13 protein-coding genes and 3 pseudogenes are annotated in these 23527 nt (G+C 68.5%); 13 read left to right on the top strand and 3 right to left on the bottom strand.

Annotation, left to right across the window (positions count from 1 at the left end; translation table 11 throughout):
• Positions 1-119: 119 nt before the first annotated feature.
• From OG422_RS02265 to OG422_RS02245, 5 genes are all read left to right on the top strand, one after another.
• A complete protein-coding gene (locus OG422_RS02265; protein ID WP_405739065.1) occupies positions 120-6932 on the top strand; it encodes a DEAD/DEAH box helicase in 6813 nt (2270 codons plus the stop codon).
• Positions 6929-9199 (top strand): UvrD-helicase domain-containing protein, encoded by a 2271-nt coding sequence (locus OG422_RS02260; RefSeq protein ID WP_405739062.1) that lies wholly within the window; start codon positions 6929-6931, stop codon positions 9197-9199. Before OG422_RS02265 ends, OG422_RS02260 begins: the two co-directional genes overlap by 4 nt.
• Positions 9200-9869: 670 nt before the next feature.
• Entirely contained in the window at positions 9870-10022 is a 153-nt protein-coding gene (locus OG422_RS02255) for a hypothetical protein (RefSeq protein ID WP_327688173.1), read from the top strand.
• Positions 10023-10123: 101 nt separating this feature from the next.
• Complete coding sequence (locus OG422_RS02250; RefSeq protein ID WP_189908711.1) at positions 10124-10360, top strand: hypothetical protein; 237 nt, start codon at positions 10124-10126, stop codon at positions 10358-10360.
• Between the two features lie 346 nt (positions 10361-10706).
• Positions 10707-11390 (top strand): DUF6308 family protein, encoded by a 684-nt coding sequence (locus tag OG422_RS02245; protein WP_168481756.1) that lies wholly within the window; start codon positions 10707-10709, stop codon positions 11388-11390.
• Positions 11391-11927: 537 nt separating this feature from the next.
• On the opposite strand, the pseudogene OG422_RS02240 reads toward OG422_RS02245, so the two are convergent.
• A pseudogene (locus OG422_RS02240) lies at positions 11928-12269 on the bottom strand (transposase); the annotation flags it as partial.
• Between the two features lie 643 nt (positions 12270-12912).
• Here OG422_RS02240 and OG422_RS02235 point away from each other — a divergent pair.
• The 3 genes and pseudogenes from OG422_RS02235 to OG422_RS02225 all read left to right on the top strand — a co-directional run.
• Positions 12913-13650: a hypothetical protein gene (locus OG422_RS02235; RefSeq protein WP_248001355.1), complete on the top strand. Its 738-nt coding sequence runs from the start codon at positions 12913-12915 to the stop codon at positions 13648-13650.
• Positions 13647-15140, top strand: coding sequence for a hypothetical protein (locus tag OG422_RS02230; RefSeq protein ID WP_405739056.1), 1494 nt, complete (start codon positions 13647-13649; stop codon positions 15138-15140). Before OG422_RS02235 ends, OG422_RS02230 begins: the two co-directional genes overlap by 4 nt.
• 168 nt (positions 15141-15308) lie before the next feature.
• Positions 15309-15431 (top strand): annotated as a pseudogene (locus OG422_RS02225) (Uma2 family endonuclease); the annotation flags it as partial.
• A 104-nt stretch (positions 15432-15535) separates the two neighbouring features.
• Here the strand turns inward: OG422_RS02225 and OG422_RS02220 are convergent.
• Positions 15536-16380, bottom strand: a pseudogene (locus tag OG422_RS02220) (IS5 family transposase).
• Positions 16381-16784: 404 nt separating this feature from the next.
• Here OG422_RS02220 and OG422_RS02215 point away from each other — a divergent pair.
• The 3 genes from OG422_RS02215 (at position 16785) to OG422_RS02205 (ending at position 18971) form a co-directional block, all read left to right on the top strand.
• Entirely contained in the window at positions 16785-17414 is a 630-nt protein-coding gene (locus tag OG422_RS02215; RefSeq protein ID WP_168481758.1) for a tyrosine-type recombinase/integrase, read from the top strand.
• Between the two features lie 200 nt (positions 17415-17614).
• A complete protein-coding gene (locus tag OG422_RS02210; protein ID WP_168481759.1) occupies positions 17615-17821 on the top strand; it encodes a helix-turn-helix domain-containing protein in 207 nt (68 codons plus the stop codon).
• A 61-nt stretch (positions 17822-17882) separates the two neighbouring features.
• The gene (locus tag OG422_RS02205; protein WP_405739052.1) at positions 17883-18971 is read left to right on the top strand and encodes a tyrosine-type recombinase/integrase; all 1089 of its coding nucleotides are present in this window, start codon (positions 17883-17885) and stop codon (positions 18969-18971) included.
• Between the two features lie 50 nt (positions 18972-19021).
• On the opposite strand, the gene OG422_RS02200 is transcribed toward OG422_RS02205, so the two are convergent.
• Positions 19022-20467 (bottom strand): hypothetical protein, encoded by a 1446-nt coding sequence (locus OG422_RS02200; protein WP_405739049.1) that lies wholly within the window; start codon positions 20465-20467, stop codon positions 19022-19024.
• Between the two features lie 358 nt (positions 20468-20825).
• Between OG422_RS02200 and OG422_RS02195 the strand changes: the two genes are divergently transcribed.
• Positions 20826-22775, top strand: coding sequence for a hypothetical protein (locus OG422_RS02195; RefSeq protein ID WP_405739046.1), 1950 nt, complete (start codon positions 20826-20828; stop codon positions 22773-22775).
• A gap of 92 nt (positions 22776-22867) precedes the next feature.
• Positions 22868-23461: a restriction endonuclease gene (locus OG422_RS02190; RefSeq protein WP_405739043.1), complete on the top strand. Its 594-nt coding sequence runs from the start codon at positions 22868-22870 to the stop codon at positions 23459-23461.
• Positions 23462-23527: the final 66 nt, after the last annotated feature.

The raw sequence follows: 23527 nt of genomic DNA, 5'->3' as shown, positions 1-23527 counted from the left end.
CACGGCGTCGCCCCAGCGTGAAGACGTCCGGCCGGGCCGGATGCGGGCGCGGCGCGATTACGGTAGGGACGTGCCCGCGACCGGGCACCTAGCAGTACGGAGAACCAGGAGGACCGCGCGTGCGACCGACCCTCGCCGCCGAGCAGGTGCGCGACAGCCTGAGCCAGTACCTGTCGACGACGTACGCACTGGCGGACGAGAGCACCCGCAGCGCCCTGGAACAGTTCCTCGGCGATGCCGACGACGGCATCTTCCGCGGCCCGTACCTGCGCATCCGCACCCCCTTCCGCCCGGCCGAGAACGACGACTGGCAGCGGCACCTCACCTGGTGGCCGCGAGGGTTCCATCCCCACCGCCACCAGGAGCGGGCCTGGGAACGTCTCTCGACGCTGCACGGCCCGGCCCGGCCCACGCTGGTGACCACCGGCACCGGATCCGGCAAGACCGAGTCGTTCCTCGTGCCGCTCCTCGACCACTGCCGACGGGAGCGCGAGGCCGGACGGGAGGGCGTCAAGGCCGTCCTCCTCTATCCGATGAACGCGCTCGCCACCGATCAGGCGCACCGCATCAACACCTACCTCGACAACCCCCGGGACGCCCGGCTCAGGGACGCGGGCGTACGGGCCGCGCTCTACATCGGCGACAAGGCGTCCAAGGAGTTCAAGCAGGCCAATCCGCGTGTCGCGGTCGACCGGGACGAGATCCGCCGGACCCGGCCCGACATCCTCATCACCAACTACAAGATGCTGGACCTGATGCTCCAGCGGCCCGAGGACCAGCGGCTGTGGCAGGAGCCGGGCGGCTCCGCGCTCGCCTACGTCGTCCTGGACGAGTTCCACACGTACGACGGCGCCCAGGGCACCGACGTGGCCATGCTGCTGCGCCGGCTCGGCGCCGTCGCGGACCTGAACGAGCCGGGACGGCCGCTCGGCCCGGTCTGCCCCGTCGCCACCTCGGCCACCCTGGGCGAGGGCGCACCGGGCACCGCGGGCGGGTCGATGCTGGAGGTGGCCGAGCAGGTGTTCGGCGTGCCCTTCCCGCCGGACGCCGTCGTGGGGGAGGACCGGCGCAGCGCCCAGGAGTTCGCGGGCGAAAGCGACTTCAGGATGCCCTTCCCCGCCCCCCACGAGGTGGCGGGCGTCGGTGACCCCACCCGTGACCCGGGAGCGCTGGACCAGCTTGCCGCCGCCTTCACCGGCCGGAGCGGCCTGGACGCCGTACAGCTCGGCAGGCAGCTGCGCCGGCACCGGATGACCGCCGCCGTGCTGGAGATCCTCGACGGCCGCCCGCGCACGGTGAACGAGATCATGGACGTCCTGCCGCGCTACGCCTACCACTGGGGCATGGCCGTCCAGCAGCACCCGGCCGTCGCCGCCCAGGCCCTCGCCCGCTACGTCGCCCTGCTCTCGACGGCCCGCGACCCCGAGCACCCCACCCGCCCGCTGCTGTCCATCGAGGTGCACCACTGGGTGCGCTCCGTCTCCCGGGTGCTGCGCGGCATCAGCGCGGCGCGGGCCGAGTTCCGCTGGGACGATGAACGGGTCGCCACGGGCGGCAGGCTGGCCACCCGTACGACAGGGCGCAGTGCGGCCAACTCCCCTGCCCCGGAAGGTGATCCGGGCCCGGCCGCCCCCGCGGGAGACAGCGCGCCGCCGCCCGCGCAGGTGTTCCTGCCGGCCGTCTTCTGCCGTGAGTGCGGCCGCTCCGGCTGGGCGGCGCTCTCCCCGGAGGCGGACCCGGCGGAGCTCGACATGAACGCCACGAAGATCCGCCGGGCGTCCGTCGGCCGCGACAAGAGCCGCGTCCGCAACATGATCGCGGCGACCCCGCAGCAGGCGTACGAAGCGGCCTTCGTGGCCGAGAAGCAGCGCAGCGGGCCGACCGTGATGGTGCTCGACGGGCTGACCGGGCGGGTGCGGCCGCTGTCCGGCGAGAGTGACTTCGACCCGCCGCACGACGGTCAAGGCCCCCACGTGGCGAAGCCGTTGCACGACGCCGCATTCGTCTGGGCCGACCTCGGCGACGACCGGGCGGCACGCGGCGACCAGTGCCCGGCCTGCCGCACCTTCAACGCCATCCGCTACCTCGGTACCGGCCTCGCCGCGCTCGCCGCCGCCTCCATCACCCAGCTGTTCACGGGCGGTGAGCTCGACAAGAACCTGAAAGAGGACAAGACCCTCCTCTTCAACGACTCCGTGCAGGACGCCGCCCACCGCGCCGGATACGTCGCCAACCGCTCGTACACCTTCTCGCTGCGCTCCCTGCTCGCCAGCCGCATCGACGAGGACGAGCCGGTCGCGCTCAGCGACCTGGCGGCCGACCTCATCGCGGATGTCGTGGACAGCAAGGCCGTGCAGGCCGCGGTGATCCCGCCCGACCTGCATGTCGTACGCGGCGTCGACACCCTGCTGTCCGGGCGCAGCCACGGCTCTCGCGCCACCTGGGAACTCATCGCCCAGCGCCTCGCCTTCGCGGCGGTCCTGGAGTTCGGGCTGAGGTCCCGGCAGGGCCGCACCCTGGAACTGACCCGCACCGTCGCCGCGGACGTCCCGCTCCAGGACCCGGACGCGGTCGCCGAGATCGTCCGTGAACTCCTGCACACCACCCCCGGGGACATCGCGCTGCCGGATGGCTCCCTGCCCGGACCGGACCGCTGGACCGGGTACGTGCGCGGCCTCCTCGAACGGCTGCGCACGCGCGGCGCCGTCCGGCACGCCTGGCTCGATGCCTGGCTGGACCAGGCGGGGGTGCGGCGCTGGCTCGTCTGGGGCGGGCGCAAGACCGGGATGCCCGCGTTCCCGCCCGGCGTGTCCGCCCCGGCGTTCCTGCTCGGCAGCCCCAAGCAGGGCAGCGACGACTTCGACGTGGTCACCGGACGCCTCGGCTGGTATCAGGACTGGACCCGGCGGAGCCTGGGACTGCGCCCCGACGCCGCCAACGCCTTCCTGGTGCGGCTGCTGCCCGCGCTCGTCGACGCGGGCGTGCTCTCCGCCCGCACCGCCAAGGACGGGGTGACCCGCGTCTACGGCCTCCAGCCCGGCCACGTACAGGTGCGCAAGCTGGCCGACGACCAGGTGGCCGACGCCTCCGCGCACTGCCCGGTCTGCTCCTGGGAACAGACCGTCCACCCCGCCCTCGCCGACCAGTGGCACGGACAGCCGTGCCCCCGCTACCGCTGCGGCGGCCTGCTGCGCACCGGCCAGGACCTGGAGAGCGGGGTGCGGCGCAGGGACTTCACCCAGGACTTCTACCGGCGGATGTACCGCGAGGCCGGCGTCTTCACCATCAACACCGCGGAGCACACCGGCACCCTCAGCCGCCCCAAGCGCGAAGCCGTGGAGAAGGCGTTCCGTGCGGGCGTCCAGGCCCACTACGCCAACCCGCAGGTCCTGTCCTGCACCCCCACGCTGGAACTCGGCATCGACATCGGTGACCTGTCGGCCGTGGTCCTCGCCTCGCTGCCCAAGGGACCCGCCAACTACGTGCAGCGGGTGGGCCGGGCGGGCCGTGCCACCGGCAACGCCTATCTGCTGACCATGGTCGACCGTGGCCCCCGGGACCGCTACTACCTGGACGACCCCCGGCAGATGATCGCCGGAGACATCCAGCCGCCCGGCTGCTTCCTCTCCGCGAGCGAGATCCTGCGCCGCCAGTACCTCGCGCACCTCCTCGACCTGGCCGGCGCCGGACGCCTGCCCGCACTGGACAGTGGCGGGGATGCGCTCGGCCCGATGCCCCGCCTGGCCACCGACCTGTTCGGCCCTTCGGCGTGGCTGTCCGAGTTCCAGGAGGCCGCGCTTGCCGCGGGCCCCCGCCTCGTCGATGCTTTCCTGCTGCTGTTTCCGCCGTACGACGAGGCGAAGGGCACGGGCGTCAGCCCGCGGACGGCCGAGGAGCTGCGGACGTACGCGACCGGGGATCTGGCCGATGCCCTGGGCGGGGCCCGCGCCCAGTGGGAGGACCGGCGCGGCGAGATGCAGCACCGGATCACGTCGATCGACGACGCGCTGAAGGCGCTGGTGGCCGGCGACCCGGAACACGAGCGGCAGGGCAGAGAGCTGCGGGCCGAGCGGCGAGCCGTGTCCCGGCACGCGGGCGAGATCAGCCGGACCACCGCGCACGCCGCGCTCGTCGACCTCGGACTGCTGCCCAACTACAGCCTCGTCGACTCGATGACCGAACTCGAAGCCACCCTCACCTGGCGGGAGGAGGGCAAGGACGGGCAGCCCGAGCACCACAGCAAGGTCCTGCGGTACGAGCGGTCGGCGCGTCTGGCCCTGGTCGACTTCGCACCCGGCAACCACTACTACGTACAGGGGTACAAGCACCGCATCACCGGGCTCGACATCGGCAGTCCGAACCGCCCGGCGTGGCTGTGGTGGCGCGTCTGCCCCGACTGCGGGCACGTCCGCACCCAGCAGGCACGGCAGGACTCCACCGCCTGCCCGCGCTGCCTGTCCCCGGCCATCGGCGATGTCGGCTGCCTGCACAAAGTGCTGGTGCCCCACCGCGTGATGGCCCGCGACCAGCGGGACGACATCCGCGTACGCGACGACACCGACGAGCGGGAGCGGCGCCACTACACCGTCGTCCCGGCCGTGGACTTTCCGCAGGAGCACATCGAGGCGGGCTGGAAGCACACAAAGGCCACGTTCGGCTGGGAGTTCACCCGCCAGGCCGTCATCCGGCACCTCAACGTCGGTGCCTCCCGCGTGGACACGGGGGCGGAAGGCGCCTTCGCGGGCCGCCAGGTGCGGCTCAACCCCTTCTGGGTCTGCGACTCCTGCGGATTCGCCGACCCCGACGGCGGTCCCGCCGCCGCGCCCGCCGGACAGCAGGCCGCCTTCGGCGCTTCCCGGGCGACGAAGTACCACCGCCCGTGGTGCCCCCGGCTACGTGACGGGCTCGGCGAGACGAAGGCGGCTCAGCAGGGCGTGAAACTGCTGCTCGCCCACGAGCTGCGCAGCGAGGCGCTGCGCATCCTCATCCCCGCGGTCACCGCGCACACCGAGGAGCGCCTCGCCTCCTTCAAAGCGCTGCTCCTCGCGGGCATCGCCCAGAGCTACGGAGGGGACCCCGACCACCTGGCCGTGGTCACCGACTCCATGCCCGAGCCCGGCAGCGACATCCGCAGGCACTTCCTCGTGCTGTACGACTCCCTGCCCGGCGGCACCGGCTATCTCCACCGGCTCGCGGGGCCCGACGGCCTGCACGACGTGCTGACCCGGGCCCGCCACGTCATCGAGCGGTGCCCGTGCGTCGGCGAGAAGCGCCCCGCCTGCCACCGCTGCCTGCTGCGGCACGTCGGCGACAGCGAGTACGAACTGGTCTCGCGGGAACACGCCCTCGACATGCTCGGTGAACTCCTCGGCCGTACCGGCGATGCCTGGAGCATCGAGGAAGCCGGGACGACCGCGGACATCAGCCTCGTCCAGCAGGTCGAGAGCGAGCTGGAAGCACTGTTCCGACGGGGGCTCCTCGCCTGGGCCGAAGGCGTCGACGAGGTGAGCGTGCGCAGCGCGCAGACGCCCGACGGCGAGCGCGATACGACGCTGCGGTTCACCGCGCCCGACGGCACGGTCACCGGCTGGCGCATGGAGACGCAGGCCGACCTCGGCTTCACCGTGCCCGACGTGGTCTTCCGCAGCCTGGACGACGACCGCAAGCGCGTCGCCGTCTACCTCGACGGCTACCGCTACCACGCGAGTCCCGACCACAACCGCATCGCGTCCGACGCCGGCAAACGCACCCGGCTGCGCGCCGGGCACGGCTGGCAGGTTTTCCAGCTGACCTGGGACGATGTGCGCGCCTGGACCGGCGATGCGAAGCCTCCCGCCGATCCCGTATGGGTGCCGTACCAGAACACGGCCCAGAAGACCGCCTCCGACATCCACCGGCGACTGCACGGCGACGACCCGCGTGACCTGCATCGCTTCGTGTGGACGAATCCGGTCGACACCCTGATCGGCTACCTGACCACCCCGAACGACGCGGTGTGGCGGCGGCGCACCCAGAGCGCACTGGCGGGATTCGCCGCGGTCTCCGCCACCAGCCGGGCCCTCGCGGACGGGCCCGAGACCGGCCACCGTATCGCCGAGGCACTGGCAGGCAAGCGCCTCTCGGGCGGTCAGGGTGCCGTCCAGGTCATGGCCACCCATGACCGCAGTGGATGCCCCCTGACGGTAGCCCTCGATCTCCGCAAGGGGCAGGCGGGCGCGGTGTGGACCGCGCTGACCGTGCTCGACGACAGCCCCGAAGCCGTGGGCCGCGATGAGAACGCCCACCGCAGGCGGTGGCAGGCCTGGCTGTACTGGACCAACCTGCTCCAGTTCCTCAACGAGGGCGAGGGCGACGGCGTTCAGCTGGCGGCCGGCCAACTGCCGGGTTTCGACCCGCTGGAGCTGGCCGTGACGGGCGGGGCCGGCTGGCTGGAGTCCCGGCGACAGCCGCAGCAGCCCGATGCGGGAGCGCCGGCCACCGAAGCTGCCGAGCCGGTGGAACCGGCGGCGGATGCGCCGTCGTCCGCTGACTCGGCACCGCCCTCGGCCGCCGCGACGGCCGCCGTGCGTGACCCTGCCTGGGACGAGGTCGTCGGCTACCTCGTGGAGGAGCCCGGCCTCGCCGAACTCGTCGACGCGCTCGTGAGGTTCGCAGTGCCCGCTCCCGAAGCCGGATTCGAGCTCGGCGACGCCGCATGGCCCGCCGAACTGGCGTGGCCCACCCACCGCATCGGTGTCGTTCTCGCCCCTGCGCAAGAGGACGAAGCCGCGGTAGCCGAAGCGCAGGACCGCGACCGCGCCTACGCGGCAGCAGGGTGGACCGTACGGACCGCCGTGGAGTGGGACGCCCGCGAACTGGCGGCCGCTTTGACCCGGCCCGCCGCAGCAGACGGCCACCCGGCCGCGAACCACGACGAGGAGCAGGACCGATGACCAGCACCGGCGCGCCGACCGCGGGCGCGACCCTCCGCCTACTCGACAAGGCGGACAAGGAAATCGTCAAGCTGGACCGGGCGATCGTCGGGGCGGTCTACAAATTCCAGCACGAGTTCCGCAAGAATCCCGAATTGCCGAGTTTTGACCTCAAGCCGCTCAAGGGACACGAGCGGCTGTGGTCGGCGCGGGTCAACCGCGAGTACCGGGCCCTGCTGCTGCGGCTGGATGGCAACGACTGGCTGCTGGTCTCGGTCAAACACCGCGGACACGTCCACCGCAACCTCGACCGGCTCGCGTACGGCATCAACCACATCACCGGCGCGATCGAATACGTGGATCTCCAGGTGGTGGAGGACGGCGTTCTGGGCCCGGAAGCAGGCACTGTGCCGGATGCCGGAACCTCCGTTCCGGAAGCCGCCCCCGACGTCCCGCTGTTCGCCGAATACACCGCGAAGCAACTGGCCGCCCTGGGCGTGGCCGAACCTCTGATCCCGATCGTCCTCAAGCTCACCACGGACGACGAGCTGCTCGGCCTCGCCGAGTACGCCCCTCGGCACACCGGGGAGGTGCTGCTGCGCCTGCGCGACGGAGTTCCGTACCAGCAGGTCATGGAGGAGGTCACCGCACCGGTCGCAGTCACGGCCGAGGAAGCACCCGAGAGCGCCCGTGGCGAGGACTGGCAAGCGGCGGCCGACCGCTCGCAGGCCGTGGTGATCACCGATGACGAGTCACTGCGGAGCATCATTGAGGAGGGCGACTTCGGCCGGTGGAAGGTCTTCCTCCACCCCACCCAGGAAAGGCTGGTGGGACGCACGTATTCCGGGCCGGCCCGCGTGGGTGGCGGCCCCGGAACGGGGAAGACGATCGTCGCCCTGCACCGGGTGAAACACCTTGTGGACCAGCTGCCCCCCGGCCACAACAAGCCGGTTCTCTTCACCACCTTCAACAAGAATCTCGCCGCCGACCTGCGCTCCCGCCTCCTCTCGCTCGGCGGACCACAGACGCTCGCCCGCGTCGACATCCTGCATGTCGACCAGCTGGCGACCCGTGTGGTCAGCGAGGCCGACCCGGGGAACGCCAAACGCAGGATCGATGACACCCAGGCGCTGCGCGAATGGCGCCAACTTCTCGTGGAGTCCGGCGAAAGCCGCTGGGACGCCGAATTCCTCAGCGATGAGTGGAACCAGGTCATCCTCGGCCAGGCCGTGGCCTCGCGTGCCGACTACTTCCGGGCCCGGCGTGCGGGGCGGGGCCGCAGCGTGACCCGTCCCGACCGGGCCGAGATCTGGCAGCTCGCCGAGCGCTTCACACAACGACTCGACGTCAAAGGCCTGGAGACGCACCGGCAAGTCGCCGAACGCGCTGCCCAGCTGGAGATGGCCCGCCGGCACAAGATCGAGGAACGCCGCCGTCAGGAGGAGGAGCGTGGCGGGCCGGGCAACATCCATGCGGAGTCGGGGACCGGCGCCTGGCTGCGCTACCGATACCGGCACATCGTCGTGGACGAAGCCCAGGATCTCGGTGCCGCGCACTGGAAGATGTTGCGGGCCATGGTGCCCCGGGAGGCCAACGACCTCTTCCTCGTCGGTGACACGCATCAGAGGATCTATGACAACCAGGTGACCCTGGGCAGTCTGGGCATCAACATCCGGGGCCGGTCGGCGAAACTGACACTCAGCTATCGCACCACACGCGAGATCCTGGGGACCGCCATCGGCATCCTTGAGGGCACCGACTACGACGACCTCGACGGCAGCACCGATGATCTCGTCGGATACCGCTCGGTGTTGCACGGCGGACGCCCGTCCCTGCGGAGCGCGGACAGCTGGGACAAGGAACTCGACCTTGTGTCGGAGCAAGTGCAGGCGTGGTGCGACGTCCCGCGCGAATCCGTCGCGGTATGTGTGCCGACGAACGAGAAGGCCGACGAGGTGGTGGCGCGGCTCGGCCGCCGCGGAATCATGGCCACGAAGATCACTGCTGACGGGGCGCGAGGAGCCGAGGGGGTGCACGTGGGCACCATGTACCGCTTCAAGGGCCTTGAGTATCGCTGCATGATCATCGCCGGCATTTCGGAGGGCTTGGTTCCGCGCTCGGCGGTGGACACCTGGGAACGGACCGACCGACTGCGCCACCGGCGCGAACTGCAGCGGGCTCGCTCCCTGCTGTTCGTTGCTGCAACCAGAGCGCGGGACGCACTCACCATTTCGTGGAACGGTGAGCCCAGCCGGTTCCTTCGCCCTCTGGGAGCAAAGGGCCACTGAGTTGGCTCTTGCATGCCCGGGTACGTGTTCGGCATTCTCGTCGTCGATGCCGCGGGCAGTGAGGCTGTCTGGGAGACGGGGTGCCGTCGTACTAGGGTCGTTGTGACGCATCTGTGACGCACGGAGCCCTCCGGAAAGCGCGAAGAACTCCCTCAAATGCACTTTGGTCTGCATGTTTGCGAGTAGGGGCAACCGTCATGTCTTCTCGATGACGCATCATGTGGAGTGCGTTGTGGTGCTGGAGAAGGCGGGGAAGGGCGCCTGACCTGCGGTTTTCCCCGTGCGCATTATGTGCGGTGTGGGCGTTACGGGCGATATCTTGACGCTGAAATGGCGCCCGTGGCGCTCATTTGACGCTCGTTCTGATGGGGTGTCAGGTGTGTTGCGTTGCTGGTCAGCTGGCCTAATGGGGAAGTCCGCGAGGCAGGGGCGCCGGAGATCTCTGGTGTCAAACAGCATGCTCAGCCACATCGGCAGAGCGCCCAGCAGGTTCTTCGTCTGCTGGTGGTACACGGCTCAGATGGGAGTTTGACCAGCGAAAACAGCTCTGATCGCCACAAGCTGCGGACGGCTGGTCCGGGCATGGTTCAGACCTTTCTTCGAAGGTTCGTAGTGATGGCACCGCTTTGAGAGGCGGCGATGGGCCGCAGAAGACTTCGAGAGACACGCGGTGGCTCTGCATGGTCACACGGTGCGGCGCGTGGAGGCGGAAGCGGAGTCCGCGCAGGAGGCCAATCGCCTGGCGGTCGTGAAGGCGCCGAAGGTGGAGTATGTGCAGAGCTGGACGCCGGTGACGACGAGCAAGCGGGAGGGGTCGAAGTGAGCGAGATCAGGCGCGATGAGTGGGTTGGTATGACCAAGTCCGCCAGGAGGTACGAGTTGTTTTGGCAGAGCGTCCGGGTGGCGGAGGCGCAGAGTAGTCCGGTGATGCACGTCGTTAAGGTTGGCAAGTTCATCATGCAGGCGTCCACGGACATCGAGCTCGCCAAGCTGTTCGCGGAGCACCAGATCTTCGACCAGGACGAGGTCGGCGAGTTCGACTGGGTGCCGGACGAGTTCGAGGTGCTGCATCTTCGGTTCAAGAACACGCGGACCGGAGAGTGGGAGTCCACCATCCAGTCCATCTCGACGGTGCCGGCGCTGCCGGAGGTGCCGAAGTGAGTGAGTCGCAGGGGCCCGGCCCTTCGTGGTCTGCTTGCTGGCCGTCAGGCGACTCTCTCACCGGTGGAAAGCACACCGTCGATGACGCCGAGGATGCGGTCATAGGTATCCAAACCCCGCTGCTCACACTGCACTTGGCCGGCAAGGGCCATCCGCATGCGAGCCTACTCGTGGCTGGCTATCGCCGCCGCGTGGGTAGGGTCGGTGCAAGAAGCCATCCCACACCTCAAAACGGTGTAGCGCAGGCACGCGTGTCGGGGGCGCATTCCTCCCAGGCCACCGTCTGATCTCACTGCTGTACAGTCCGCCGACGTATCACTGTGCGCTAGGGAGTTGGGGGCCTCTAGTGATCGGATTGCAGATCCCGGAGATCTACTGGGACGACGAGAACGCCGTGAGTCTGCTGGTCGAGTACTTCACCCGACGACGGTCAAGCGGTGACCTGTTCTATTCCGGCGCGCACTTCGAGCGCCTGGGCGGGGGTGGCGACGCCGAGCATGTCGCAGACCGCTTCGACAGCTACGACCTGTTAGCCATCACCATGCTCAACGTCTCCCTGGAGCCGCACGGGGCGATCAACTTGCTGACCGACCCCGACGGGCTCTGGGCGCGCCTGCTGTCGCTAATCCCTCGTGACGCGCGCCTGGAGAATTGTGGAAGCGATGTGCTCATGGAGGAGGGCGGACCTGTGTGGGAGTTGTGGGAACGCCTAGCCGGCACCAAGCACTACCCAGGGAAACCCGACGGTAGCGGCCCGGTTGTGGCAGGCAAATTGCTGGCCCGCAAGCGGCCGCACCTCATCCCCATCTACGACATCCGCATCAAGCAACTATTCAAGCGACCGAAGGTGGACCACTCGTTCTGGGCGGCGCTGTCTGCGGCCCTGCGGGTGGACAACGGTGCCTTCCATGATCAGTTGATCCATCTCCGCGGCAAAGCGGGCATCGGTGAGGACATCGGCGTCCTGCGTGTGTTCGACGTCATCGCCTGGATGCTCCAAGGTCGGCAGGGTCAGGTCGCGACGAGTTGAGCCCTGAGGCGGAGTGGTGGGAAGGCACATGTGGAGGTCGATGGGGCACCGAGGGCGAGCGAGGCTAAGCACAGACATTTTGAGCCCTACCGGGCAGATGTCCCGGAAGAGACCAGTCATGCGGTGACCTGCCACGATGAGGGGCTTTCGGTCGTTGACCTGCGCGAATGGTCTTTCAGTTGTTTCATGCTCGTGCCAGTTGATGAAGTCGGATGTCCCAGAAAAGTCCCAGAGGACTCCCACGGGTGACGGACTCCCTTTCGGTTCTACTCGACGAAGGGCAAGCGGGGCTGGGTGCTGGAGGTCGATCCTTGTGGGGTATGCCTGTTAGGCAAGGGTCAGATGGTCGCGCCGTAGGCGGGCGCCTCTTCGGCGGGGGCTGGAGCGTGTCACCGTCCCGGCCGGCGGCTCACTTCCGCTCGGGCGGAGGTGCATGTAGGCGACCATCACCCCGTGGCCGGTGCGGAGTGCCTGCAGCCGAGGCCCGTCGTTCAAGCCGTACGGCACCTTCCGAACGGCCCGGGGGCCTCGTGCGCAGTTGGTCAGTCTGCGGTGGTATATGAGGGTTGCGGTGAAGGCGAGGAAGTGCTCTGGCTTTCGCTCGTAGCGGCGGTGAAGGCGGCGGCAACCGGACAGCCAGGACATGGTCCGCTCCACGACCCAGCGATGTCGGCCCAGATGCCGGGATGACTCGATGCCCCTGCGGGCGAGGCGGTGCCGGATACCGCGGGAAGCAAGCCACCGCCGCAGGTAGAGGTAGTCGTAACCCTTGTCGCCGTGCAGCTTGCCGGGTCGCCGACGTCGTGGACCGCGGCGGGAGCGGATGGGCGGGATGCCGCGGACCAGCGGGATCAGGGCCTGGCTGTCATGGAGATTCGCGAGCGGCGCAACCCGGCCCACACGACCACCCAAGGTCCAGGTATCTGTGCTGGCCAAATCCATGGAGCCCGCCCAAGCGCCATCGCTTCCCAAGCTGAGAGCGCGAGTTCGATTCTCGTCACCCGCTCCACTTTGAGCCCCCAGGCCCTCGGCCCGGGGGTTGTTTGTCTTCCGGGTGACCTCGGCGACGGGTCCGCACCGGACAGGCCCCCATGACGCCGACACCGCGGCGCGAGAGATCGGCGACCGGGAGGATGAAACCCCTCGTAGCGCTGCCGTGCGCGTGTCAAAATCAGGGAACTCCACACCGTACGGCTCGATCTTCCCGTGATCGCGGACGGAGAACCGTGTGCCTGCCATCCCTGACAGAGAAGCCATGAGCCCGGGTGACTTTCCGGCGCCCGACAGCACCCCGGACACCGAGCCGACGACCACTGAGCCCACGGCCACCGTTCCCGCCCCCGCCCCGTCGGCTGATCCTGATCCCGCGGCAACGACTGATCCCGCTGCTCCCACACCTCCGACCGATCCCACACCTCCGGCTGCACCCACCGACGAACCCCCCTCCAGCGGCAACAGCTCAACCACCAGCACCGCCTCCGCCCCCGCCCCCGATGAACCGGCTCCCACCACCCGGAGCCGCGTGAAGACGGTCTTCGCCGCCGCGCTCGGCATCGTCCTGAGCACCGTGCTCGCCGGTTTCGTCACGACGTACTTCGACGTGTGGAGCAGCAGCCGTTCGCCGGTGCCCGCCGGCAGGGGGGTGCACGCCGAGTCGGAGGTCTGGTGGGATCTGACCCGGGACTACAAGGCGGTCAGGCTGAAGGGCCCCGTCGACACCGAGAAGCTGGAACGGAACTACCCGGACGGCGACGCGGCCCTCGACGGGCTGGTCGAAGGCGGCGGGGTCTACGCCGGCATGGAGCGGATCCGGCTGACCCTGATGAACTTCACGAAGGTGCCCGTCTCCATCACCGGCGTACGGGCCCGCGTCACCGCCGAAGAGCCGGTGTCGGAAGGCTCGTTGCTCTCCTGCGGCGGACCGCAGGGAGGGATCGACATCACGCGCGTACGCATCGACCTCGGCAGCCCGACCGGAGCCGCCCAGGAGTACGACGGGAAGGCCCTCGTCGGCCAGTACCCGACGCAGCAGGTGCAGTTGGCGAAGCAGGACGAGCCCGCGATCTTCGACATCCTGGTCGTGGCTGGCAAGACCACCGCGTCCTACGTGCTCGACGTCGACTACCAGCAAGGCACGGACAAGGGCCGCATCGTCGTCGACCAATCCGGCAAGCCCTTCGTGCTGGCACCAGCCGAGGGCGACGCCCGGGCCAAGTACCACTGCGACAGCGCGGCGACCGGCTGGAAGAAGAACCGATGACGACCCGTCGGACCTTTCTGCTCGCATTCCTTCTCACCACCGCCCTGCTGGCGGGAGCGGTGACCGTCCTGGCGACGCAGGACTCGCGCGACACGACATCTCGGAGCCCCGCGCCGGATTCCGTCGCCCCCTCCGCCGTCGCCCCTTCCGCCCAGTCCCGCACCACGAGGGCGCGCAGCAAGGCGGCAGGCAAGGCGATCATGGGGAACGCGTGGTCCAGTACGTGGTCCGCCACCGTCCCCTCGAGCACGGCCGCACCCGCGCGGGCGCTCGGCACAGGGCGCTGCGCTGCCCTGTACGGCTGGGCCACCGCCCGGTCCGCCGTCCCGCGGGGCACGGCCAGCGCGGCGTTCACCTTGTCCGCGCCCGACGACTCCCCCGTAGTGGTGCGTTCACTGCGCATCGTCAAGGGACGGACCGTCCCCGCGCCTCAGGGGCAGGACGTGGAGTGTGTGGGGGCCGTCGACCGGACGGTCGGCCAGAACCTGGACGAATGGGGGGAGTTGAGCCTCGACGCCCCACGGGACGTGCGGCTGAGCCGCTATGTGCGTCCGGGCGGCACCACCGGGGGAATCGTGGACGCCCGGACCCTGGGCTGCTCCTGCGAGTGGTGGATCCAACTGGAGGTGCTGGAGGGCGGCGCGGCACGCACCGTACGGATCGACGACGCCGGGCGGCCTTTCACCATCGCCTCCCCCGTGGCCAGGATCGGGACGCCCGCCGACGACGACGCGCAGAGATACGGAGCGCCGGACCTCGCCCTCGCGCGCGGCGACGGTGGCGCAGGCGCTGACGCCCGTGTCACGAACGGTCTCTCTGTGAGCGGGACACGACTGTTCTCCGGCAGCGATCAGGAAATGTGGGCGGTGACGAACCGGAAGGTTCGTGGCCTCGCGCGGATCACCGCCGACCTGGACGTCCCGGGGGCCGTCTGTGAACGCCTGGAACGTTCCCTCATGGCCGTCGGCGCCCGTCCGGCAGCCCACGCCACGTACGCCGTGCTATTCGCCGACAAGTCCCCGGACATGGACGCCGAAACCGTCACGGACATCTCGCTCCACGTGGAGAGGCCGAGACGCCTCGACGCCGAGCCGATGGGCTACGGCTGTTATCCCGACGACTGGAACCTGCAGATGAACACGTCGAGGGAAGGAGCAACCGTCCTGATCGACCGGGCCGCCCAGGGCGACTCCGATCCCTCCGCTTCCTCCGATCTGCCGGTCTTCACCGGAGAGCCCGTGACGTACTACCAGGAATCCGCCCGTGGCCCGGCCACGGACGCACTCTTCTTCGGCGTCTCCGCGACAGGCCCCGCCGACGTCGAGTACCGCTTCACCATCGAAGTGACCCTCAAGAGCCGCTCGGGAAAGGTCACCCACCACACGCTGGACGACGCCGGCCGCTCGTTTGTCATCGCCGCGCGGCCCGTCGGCGATTTCCCCGGACAGGGGCAACATCTCTACCGTGAGGTCGGCAAGAAGGTTGGTTGAGAAACTGTTTCAACTCCCGGTGCCAAAGGCAATTTCGGTGCACTGTCAGTGTCGTGAGACAGAATGCGCCTATGGCGGTAAGCACTGGGGCCGGCGGCCCATGGGGCTCCGGAGTAATCCTTCTGCCGCCTGATGGAGTACGGCGCCGACGAACTCGGCTGCATCCGCGGCGGCCAGACCACCGATCGCATCGTGAAGGTCGACCAGTACGCCAAGGCGGGTATCGGCTTCTGCCTGCGTATCGCGCAGGCCGCGACGGGCGTGCCCATGGTCTACACGTATGTACTCGACCGTCGAGCAGGCCCGGCAGCGGACCACCGCCAGCGAGCTGTGTCTGGGCGGGCTGATCAAGCACGTCACGGAGGTCGAGGTGCTCGCCGAATATGAGGACGTGCTTAGACAGCATTTCGCTTGGTCAGTCTGCGGTGGCATATGAGGGTTGCGGCGATGGCGGTGAAGGCGAGGAAGTGTTCCGGCTTGCGTTCGTAGCGGCGGTGCAGGCGTCGGCAGCCGGACAGCCAGGACATGGTCCGTTCTACGACCCAGCGGTGTCGGCCCAGGTGCCGGGATGACTCGATGCCTTTGCGGGCGAGGCGATGCCGGATGCCTCGGGAGGCGAGCCATCGGCGCAGGTGGCGGTAGTCATAGCCCTTTGTCAGCGTGCAGCTTCCCGGGGCGCCTGCGCCGTGGGCCGCGACGGGAGTGGATGGGCGGGATGCCGCGGACCAGGGGAATGAGGGCCTGGCTGTCGTGGAGGTTGGCGGCGGAGATGCCGATCGACAGGGGCAGGCCCTGGCGGTCGACGAGGAGGTGGATTTTCGATCCCTTCTTGCCGCGGTCGGTCGGATTCGGTCCCGTCAGCTGCCCCCTTTGAGGGCCCGGACGCTGGCGGAGTCGATCGCGCACCGGGACCAGTCCAGCTCGCCCCGGGCACCAAGTTCGTCCAGGACCAGGCGGTGGAGCTTGGCCCACACCGGGCCTGGCTCCACTCGGTGAACCGCCGGAAGGCGGTGACCCCGGACAGGCCGAAGCCTGGCGGGAGTTGGTTCCAGGTGCAGCCCGAGGTGGCGACGAAGATGATCGCGGCCAGCACCTCGCGGTCCCCTCGCCGGCGATGCCCTCCGCCCTGCGGGCGAACCGGAGCCAGCGGCACCACCCGCTGGAACAAGGCCCACAGGTCGTCCGGTGCCATCCGCTCGACAAGCGCAGCAGTCACCACCCCAAACTGCCGCAAGATCATGCCAACTGAAATGGCGTCTTGAGCCCGGTGCAGTACGGAACCAAGGTAAGAATCGAGCAGGTGCTTAGAAGGCACCTGCTCTGTTCTCGGCTCCTCACCGCTTGGCGACGGCGCCGGTGACAGCGCCCCAACGTGATGCTTGATTGTTTGATTCGCCGACGGCAGACACATTGAGGGCGCAACGGACTGGAATGACACGGCGAAGCAAGTAAACCTAGAACGGTCCGCAGCAGCGCGACTACGCCTTGCTTTCGTGTGTGTGCGCCAATACGCCGCGAGCGTCGCGCTGGGCGAAACATAGCCGACGATCGCCGGTTGGCCAAACCGGCGCTTCTCCAGACCATTGAACCTACCCGCTGATCTGCGGGGCGTGGTCCTTATTTCCCCCTAAGGAGTTCAAAGCTATGTCCGTTGAAGTCATGGAAGAAGAGTGGCTGTATTCCGAGGAGCAGGTTCGAGCGTTGCTCGAGTGGGTGCGTGGACAGGAGGGTGTTGAACGTTCGGTGTATCCCTTCGTGTGCCTCGTGGCCGAACAGGCCCTGCGACCGGGCGAAGCCAGGGGGCTGCGCGTCAGTGACGTGGATGTTCCGGTGCACGGCTGGGGGAAGTTGACCGTTGGTTCCAGCAGGACAGCGAGGGAAGTTCCCCTCAAGCCGCGGTTGGTCGAGCTCCTGCGGGAGTGGATCAGCGAGGCCGGTCTGCGAGAGAAAGACCTGCTGTTTCCCGGCAGGGGCGGACATTCGCTTTCGGCTTCCCACTACCAGCGGGTGTGGGAGCGGGCCCAGGAGGCTGTCCTGCCACGGGACGAGCGGTACTCGTGGCGCTTGGGGGAGCCCATTTCCATCCTCCGCGAGACCTGCCTGGTGAATTGGCTCCAGGCAGGAGTCTCATGTATTGCGGTTGCTGAGCTTGCCGGCGTGACCCCCAGCTGGCTGGCGATGCGCTATCCGTACTGCTTCCGCGTGGGGGAGGCCGTAATCGACTGGGACCAGCTTGCCGAATTGATGGCCCTTCCGGAGTCGCCCAAGTCGTGATTCGTGCCCCGCGCTCTGGCCGCGACGTCCAGAGCGCGGTGGGCGCGACTACCCCTCTTCGTATCGGTCCTCTTTCCGGGGATCTCTGCAAGGCATTCCCACACCTCGACCGGTTGACCGCCATTGGTCGGCTCATGTTCCGATCGCCAACTGGCTGAACGCCCAGCTCATCAATCTCCTTTCACCCCAAGGTCTCCGCCATGCCTGCACGCCTGCTGTCGATTCCTGCTGTCGCCGCCACCCTGGATGTCGACCGGCGCACCGTCTACCGCTTCATCGCCGCCGGCGATCTTCCTGTGGTCGACCTCCGTACCGGAACGGGCCGGTCCCGAGTACGGGTCCCCGCGGCTGGCCTCGATGAATTCATCAGCCGCCGCGCCGTCGTACCGCCGGCGGCCCGCCGCTGACCCTGGCCCATTCCAGCCCCGTCACCGTTGAACAAGGAGCAGAGCCTCGTACCTCCGCAAGTTGAAGTCAGGCAAGTGGCAGGCGACGGTACGCAACCGGACAGGAGACCGGTTCAGCGAGTCGTTCCCTCTCAAGGCACAAGCCCGCGCCTGGGGCATCGAGACGGAGACCCAGTTCGCCCGGGGAAGCATGCGCGATCCACGTGCCGGCGAAATGCGGTTTCGCGAGTGGCACGACCGGTGGTGGAACGCCCGCATTGTCGAACCCCACACGCTGCGCGGCGACGCCTCCAGCATCAAGAACCACGTCATGCCCGACTGGGCGGACTGGGAGATGCGGGCGATCACCCGCATGGACATCCAGAGCTGGATCCGAGCCTTGGTCGAGAAGGGCGCGGGGGCCGCCGCGATCAAGCGGGCCTACAACCTGACGTCCTCCATCATGCGCGCGGCCGTCGACGACGATGTCCTGGCCGTGTCGCCGTGCCGCAGCATCGACTTGCCGCAGATCCCGGTCAAGCCGCCGCAGTGGTTCACCCTTGACCAGGCACAGAGCATTCTCGATGAACTCCCTACCGTGTGGCGGACAATGTGCCTGCTCGGCTTCTACACCGGGCTGCGGTGGGGAGAGCTATCCGGCCTGCATCGCCATCGCGTCGACCAGCGCCGCTCACGCCTCTTCGTCGTGGAGGTCAACACCAAGAGTGGAATCAAGGAGTATCCGAAGAGCTCCAGGAGCCGTCGGGAGGTGCCTCTCCCGCCACACGTGCTGGAGGCGCTCGAACGTCACATGCGCCGGCTTGACCGGAATGCGGTGGTATTCACCACCATCACAAAGGGGCGGACCGGCCGTCTCCTTGACGATGGGAACTGGCGACGGCAGACCTGGTGGCCGGCCGTCGACTGCGCCTACTACTTCGACGATGACGGAGAACAGCAGCGCGTCCCGCACTACCCTCCGCACTCCATGCGGCACACCTGCGCCTCGTGGCTCGTCCAGAAGGGAGTCTCCCTCTACGAGGTCCAGCACCTCCTCGGCCACGAGAGCTTCCAGACCACCCAGCGCTACGCCCACCTGCAACCGGACGCACACAAGGCCGTCCTCGGAGCCTGGGAGCGCCTCGACGCTCCGCTCACCATCGCCGCATGAATGATCCTCTGCCCTGTCCTCTCACGGACAGGGCAGAGGCGTTTACCTGATCAGAGGCGCTGTGGGGCCTCCTCTTCGGGCGGTGTCCAGTGTCCCCTGCTGTCGAATGGCCAGGGATGGGCGTAAAGATCGCCCTGAAGAAGTTCGCGCAGAGCCTCACGGCTCGCCGGCGGATCCGCTGGAGTCGCCAGCGGCGCGCACAGTGGATCAATCTGGTCTGCGTACGCCTCGGCCCATCGCAGCCACTCCAGTTTGTCCGCTGCAGCGGACGAACCGTCGGCCTTGGTACGGGCCGTGCGGCAGAAGGCGCGGATCTCCTCGGCCCGATGCCGTGCATCCACCTGCTCGAACAGGACTTTCGCTCGATGCCGCTCAACTTGCCGCTCCCGTGCCTGTGCCACAGCCGCGTACCACCGGCGCCGCTGCTCGGCTTCGCGGAGTTCCTGCTCCCGCTCTCGGCGTTCGGCTTCCGCCGCGAGGTGTTCGAGATCTTGCAGCAGGTGTCCCAGCCGGGACTCCAGCGTCCACCGGGCACCGTCACTGTACGAGTACGAGCGCTGGTACCGGCTCTTCGCAGGCGCGCCGAGGGCGAGGCGTCCGTTGAACTCCTCGTCGTACTTGGGCAGCGGCGTCCAGGGGCTGCGCTCCTTGCGGCGGAGCTCCTGCGGGGTCGGCTCGTACGGGACCTTGGCCGTCCGCTCCGTCAGGGCGAGGGGGAAGGACCGGCCCCGGATCACGATCGCCAGTGTGTGTACGGCTTCGCGGTGCTGGAGGTCGGTCTGGGTCTCCACCGTGTAGCCACGGTTCTCGGCCTCGGTCAGAAGGGCGTGCATGATCCGCAGGGCCCGGTCGGCGAGCGGGCGGGACACGTACAGAGGAATGACCTCGGCTCTGCCCCGCGTGTCGACCGCGCCCTGAGACCGGCCGAGGGCCTTGCGCGTTGCGCGGACGAGACGATGAGGGCGAGCCAGGCTCTCCGGGACGTCGACGGTCGGCACCGGGAGAGGCTGGGCCTCCTTCTCGGCTTCCTCGTCGACCAGCGTGAAGACACAGTCGCCTCGCTGCCGACCGTTCCAACGCAGCTTGTGCCCTGCTGGCACGTGCCCGTGATGGAGCGCGCTGTAATAGGCAGCCCGCCACCGGCCCCGGGTCTGAGGGGCGGGATCAGGGACCGCGACCTTCCCCGAGACCGACTGCAGAAGGGAGACCAACTCGCCGCCATCGGCAGGGGCACGCGCGGCTTGAGCGGCATCGCCTTCCAGCCGCTCCTTCTCGGCCTGCACCTCCCGAGGATGCCTGCCGTGCTTGAGGTAATAGCGGCCGTCCGCAGTGACCACTGCGACGTGCCCACTGCCGCGCCAGGTTCTCTTGATCAGTCCGCGCTGCTCCAGTGCCCAGGCTGTATGGGTCTTGACGGGCGGGAGAGACACGGCGTTAGAAGCAGCCGCGATCTCTCGGAGCAAGACGACCTGCGGCTCCGTCAACGTGTACTTCACGACTCCGGCTCCACTCGATGGGATGCGGGCTGACGGCCAAGAGGCGGCGGGCGTGCCCTGCTCGCGCGTCCCGTCCCCCATACAGGTGCCAAAGTTGACGCCGGACGCGGCGGTCACGGCAGCAGAATCGCCGCACTGGATCAGTTGCCGAGCCCATTCGCAGGGCACCCGCGACGGCATTCACGATGTCGGTGGTGTGTGAGCGCAGGCGTTGTGCTGCCGGTGCCGAAGTGTACGCCGCAAGCCGCTGTCAGCCATCGCAAAGTGGTGAAAGTGCCGTAGGAAACCCAAGCGCGGGCATACTCTGCGGGAATTACCGCAGGCGGGCCGGGATGACCTGTAGTGCGGCGGAGGTGTCATGGGTGGGGACCCGTATGTGTCAGCGACGGTCGGCGAGCGCGAGGGGACGGGGGTGCCCGATCCGTACGGTGACCGTGCCCTGCTGACCTCCGCCATGACAAAGGGCTACGACGCCGTACCCGACCAAGAACGGGAACGGCTGCGCCGCTATCTCGAAGCCGTCGTCGCGGCCCGGTCGACGCCGGTGCACACCGCCATCGCCTTCAACGCCGTGTACTTCGGGTACGACCTCGGAGGCGACGGCTACGGCGGCAGCCCGCTGTGCCTTGACGACTTCCCCGTGATCACGTTCGGCGAGTGTGCTCCGGTGCTCCCGGTCGGTGCCATGGTGTGCGTCGCCACCGGATCGGAGCCGCTGTACGCCGAGATCGTCCATCGGGAAGGTGCCCACTCGGAGGTGGATGCCCTCGGTGACGTACCGGCCTGGGTGTCGGGGGCGCCGGCGGGCGCCGAGGGGCCAGGCAGGCCGGGGGACGGCGCCGCGCCACGGCGAAGGGAACTCCTGGTCCCGGATCTCCACGCCTTCGGCCCGGCTCTGAGCCTGTCATCGGCCCAGCTCCACCGATTACGTACGCGCCGACGCTGGATCAATGATGAGGGGCACGTTGTCGTCGACGTGTGCTACCCGTCCAGGGAGGCAGCTCGGCGCGATGACCTGACGGCCTATGCGCACCATCTCATGACGACGGCACGGGAGCAGCTTCTCAGCCCCTTCGTCCCCGTGTCCCTCGCCGCACTGGTGGGCGGCACACACGACGACGACCTGCGGGCGGGACTGCTCGGTCTCCTCGACACGGTGCAGGGCGTCCTCAACTCCAGTGCCGTGGTGCGGATATGGGGCCACTATGCCTTGACCAGGGCCTCCCTCGCGGACTGCTGGCAGGACACAGGGCCGCTGGGCGGTGACGACCTCAGATCTCTCGCGGCAGCTGTGGAACGCGCGGCCACCCCGGCGAGGCGGCGCTACGGACTCACCGCTCCGGTCGCCGTGTACACAGCGGTCGGACCGAGGCTTCGCGGGTTCCCGGGTGCGACGGAACTGCTCAGGGGGGTGGGGTACGCCGCCGCGGTGTGCCGGGCGAACGTGGCGCTTGCCGGCGTCGTCCAAGGGGAAAGCGACCAGGGCCTGTTCAAGAACGGATCCCGAATCACTCTCGACGACGCCTTTGAGGGCGGAGGGGTGTGGCGGTGCCATCATCCCGGTGAGACAGAGACGCCCGGAGACCCCTTTGCCCCGGCCGGACGCGGCTGGACGTCCACACTGCCTGCGCAGTCGGAGCCGGAGGCGGAGGTGGACCCGGTCGATTCTTCCCTCGCCGACGGCGCCTCCCTCGGCGTCGGTGAACTCCTACGGAACGACGGGAAGGAAACCGTCTGGCGGGCGCCCCTGAGGCTGGCCCATCTCATCGAGGGCTGGTTCCCCCTGCATCCGTACGTCGTGGAGGAACTTGGCCGGTCTCGTGGCGCGTGCCCCAGGCTGTGCCTCGAACTCGATCACGTCGGCGAGGCGTCGGGCACCAAAGAGGTGACGCAGGATGTCACCGCCGAACTTGGTGATGAATCAGGCCGGTTGACTGGCATTGCCTGGCCTCACAATTTGGGTGTGGGTGAGGGGCGTGGGCGAGTGACCGGAACGAGGGCCCTGCGGTTCGTCCGAAGACGTACTGGTCGGAACGCACGACTCTCCGATACATATGAAGGGTTGAGCGGGGGATCGGGGGGTTCAGTGCTGCTTATTGTGGGATTACTAGGCATAGGCGGATGTGTGCTGGTGTCCCGTTGCGGTGGACCGACGCAGTACCACCGCCCGTGCCGCCGCAGGCGCATAGGGCTGTTCGCCCGTTGCCAGGATCACGGCTTCACCCTTGTCACGGTCACCGACCTGGCGGGACTCGCGCTGTTCGGTCTCGCCTTCGGAGTGTGGACGCTCTTCGGGGCGGCCGGCTGATGCGGCGCAGCCACAGTCAAGGAGGGTGGGCCGCGATTCCCTGGTGGGCGTGGGGGCTGGGAGGCCTGGCAGGGCTCATCGGGTTGTGGCAGGTGGCCCAGCAGTGGCCGGTGTGGACCGGGTTCGGGCTGGTTTCCGCAGCTGCCGGGCTGGCGCTGAAGCCGGGACGATCGGCCTTGATGGCGCGGGCCGGCCGCTCGGCGCTTGCCGCAGGGCCCGTGCGCTATTCGCTGGCACATCTCGATTCCCTGGACCCCACGGCGTTCGAACTGGCGGTCTGCTCTCTGCTGTGCAGGGACGGACTGGCTGCGCAGCATGTCGGCCGAGCCGGGGACAAGGGAGCCGACGTACTGGTCGTCGACGGGTCCCGACGGCGGGTGGTCGTGCAGTGCAAGCGGCTGCGACCGGACCGAAGGGTCGGAGACCAGGACGTCCAGCGGGTCAACGGAACCTACCGCCACGACCACGGTGCCGAATTCGCTGTGATCGTCACCACCGGAGGGTTCACGGCAGCCGCGAGAGTCAGTGGCCCGCGCTACGGGATCCATCTGGTCGACCGAGACGCGCTGGAGCGGTGGGCCGACCTGGGGGAGCCGTTGTACCGGATTCTCTGGATTCCCGATAAGTGGGCACGGAGCGGGAAACGAGGCCCCGGATCTTGGCGTGCAAAAAAGTCACTAGGGTGACATCACGTCAGAGACGTCAGCGCACATCACAACACACCTTATGTATAAGCAAGTTGACGACCCGAG

Origin of the sequence: Streptomyces sp. NBC_01525 (assembly GCF_045040405.1) — a bacterium.
GTDB classification, from domain to species: domain Bacteria; phylum Actinomycetota; class Actinomycetes; order Streptomycetales; family Streptomycetaceae; genus Streptomyces; species Streptomyces benahoarensis.
Note: the sequence above shows the minus strand (reverse complement) of the source record. Positions and strands in the feature narration are given on the sequence as shown.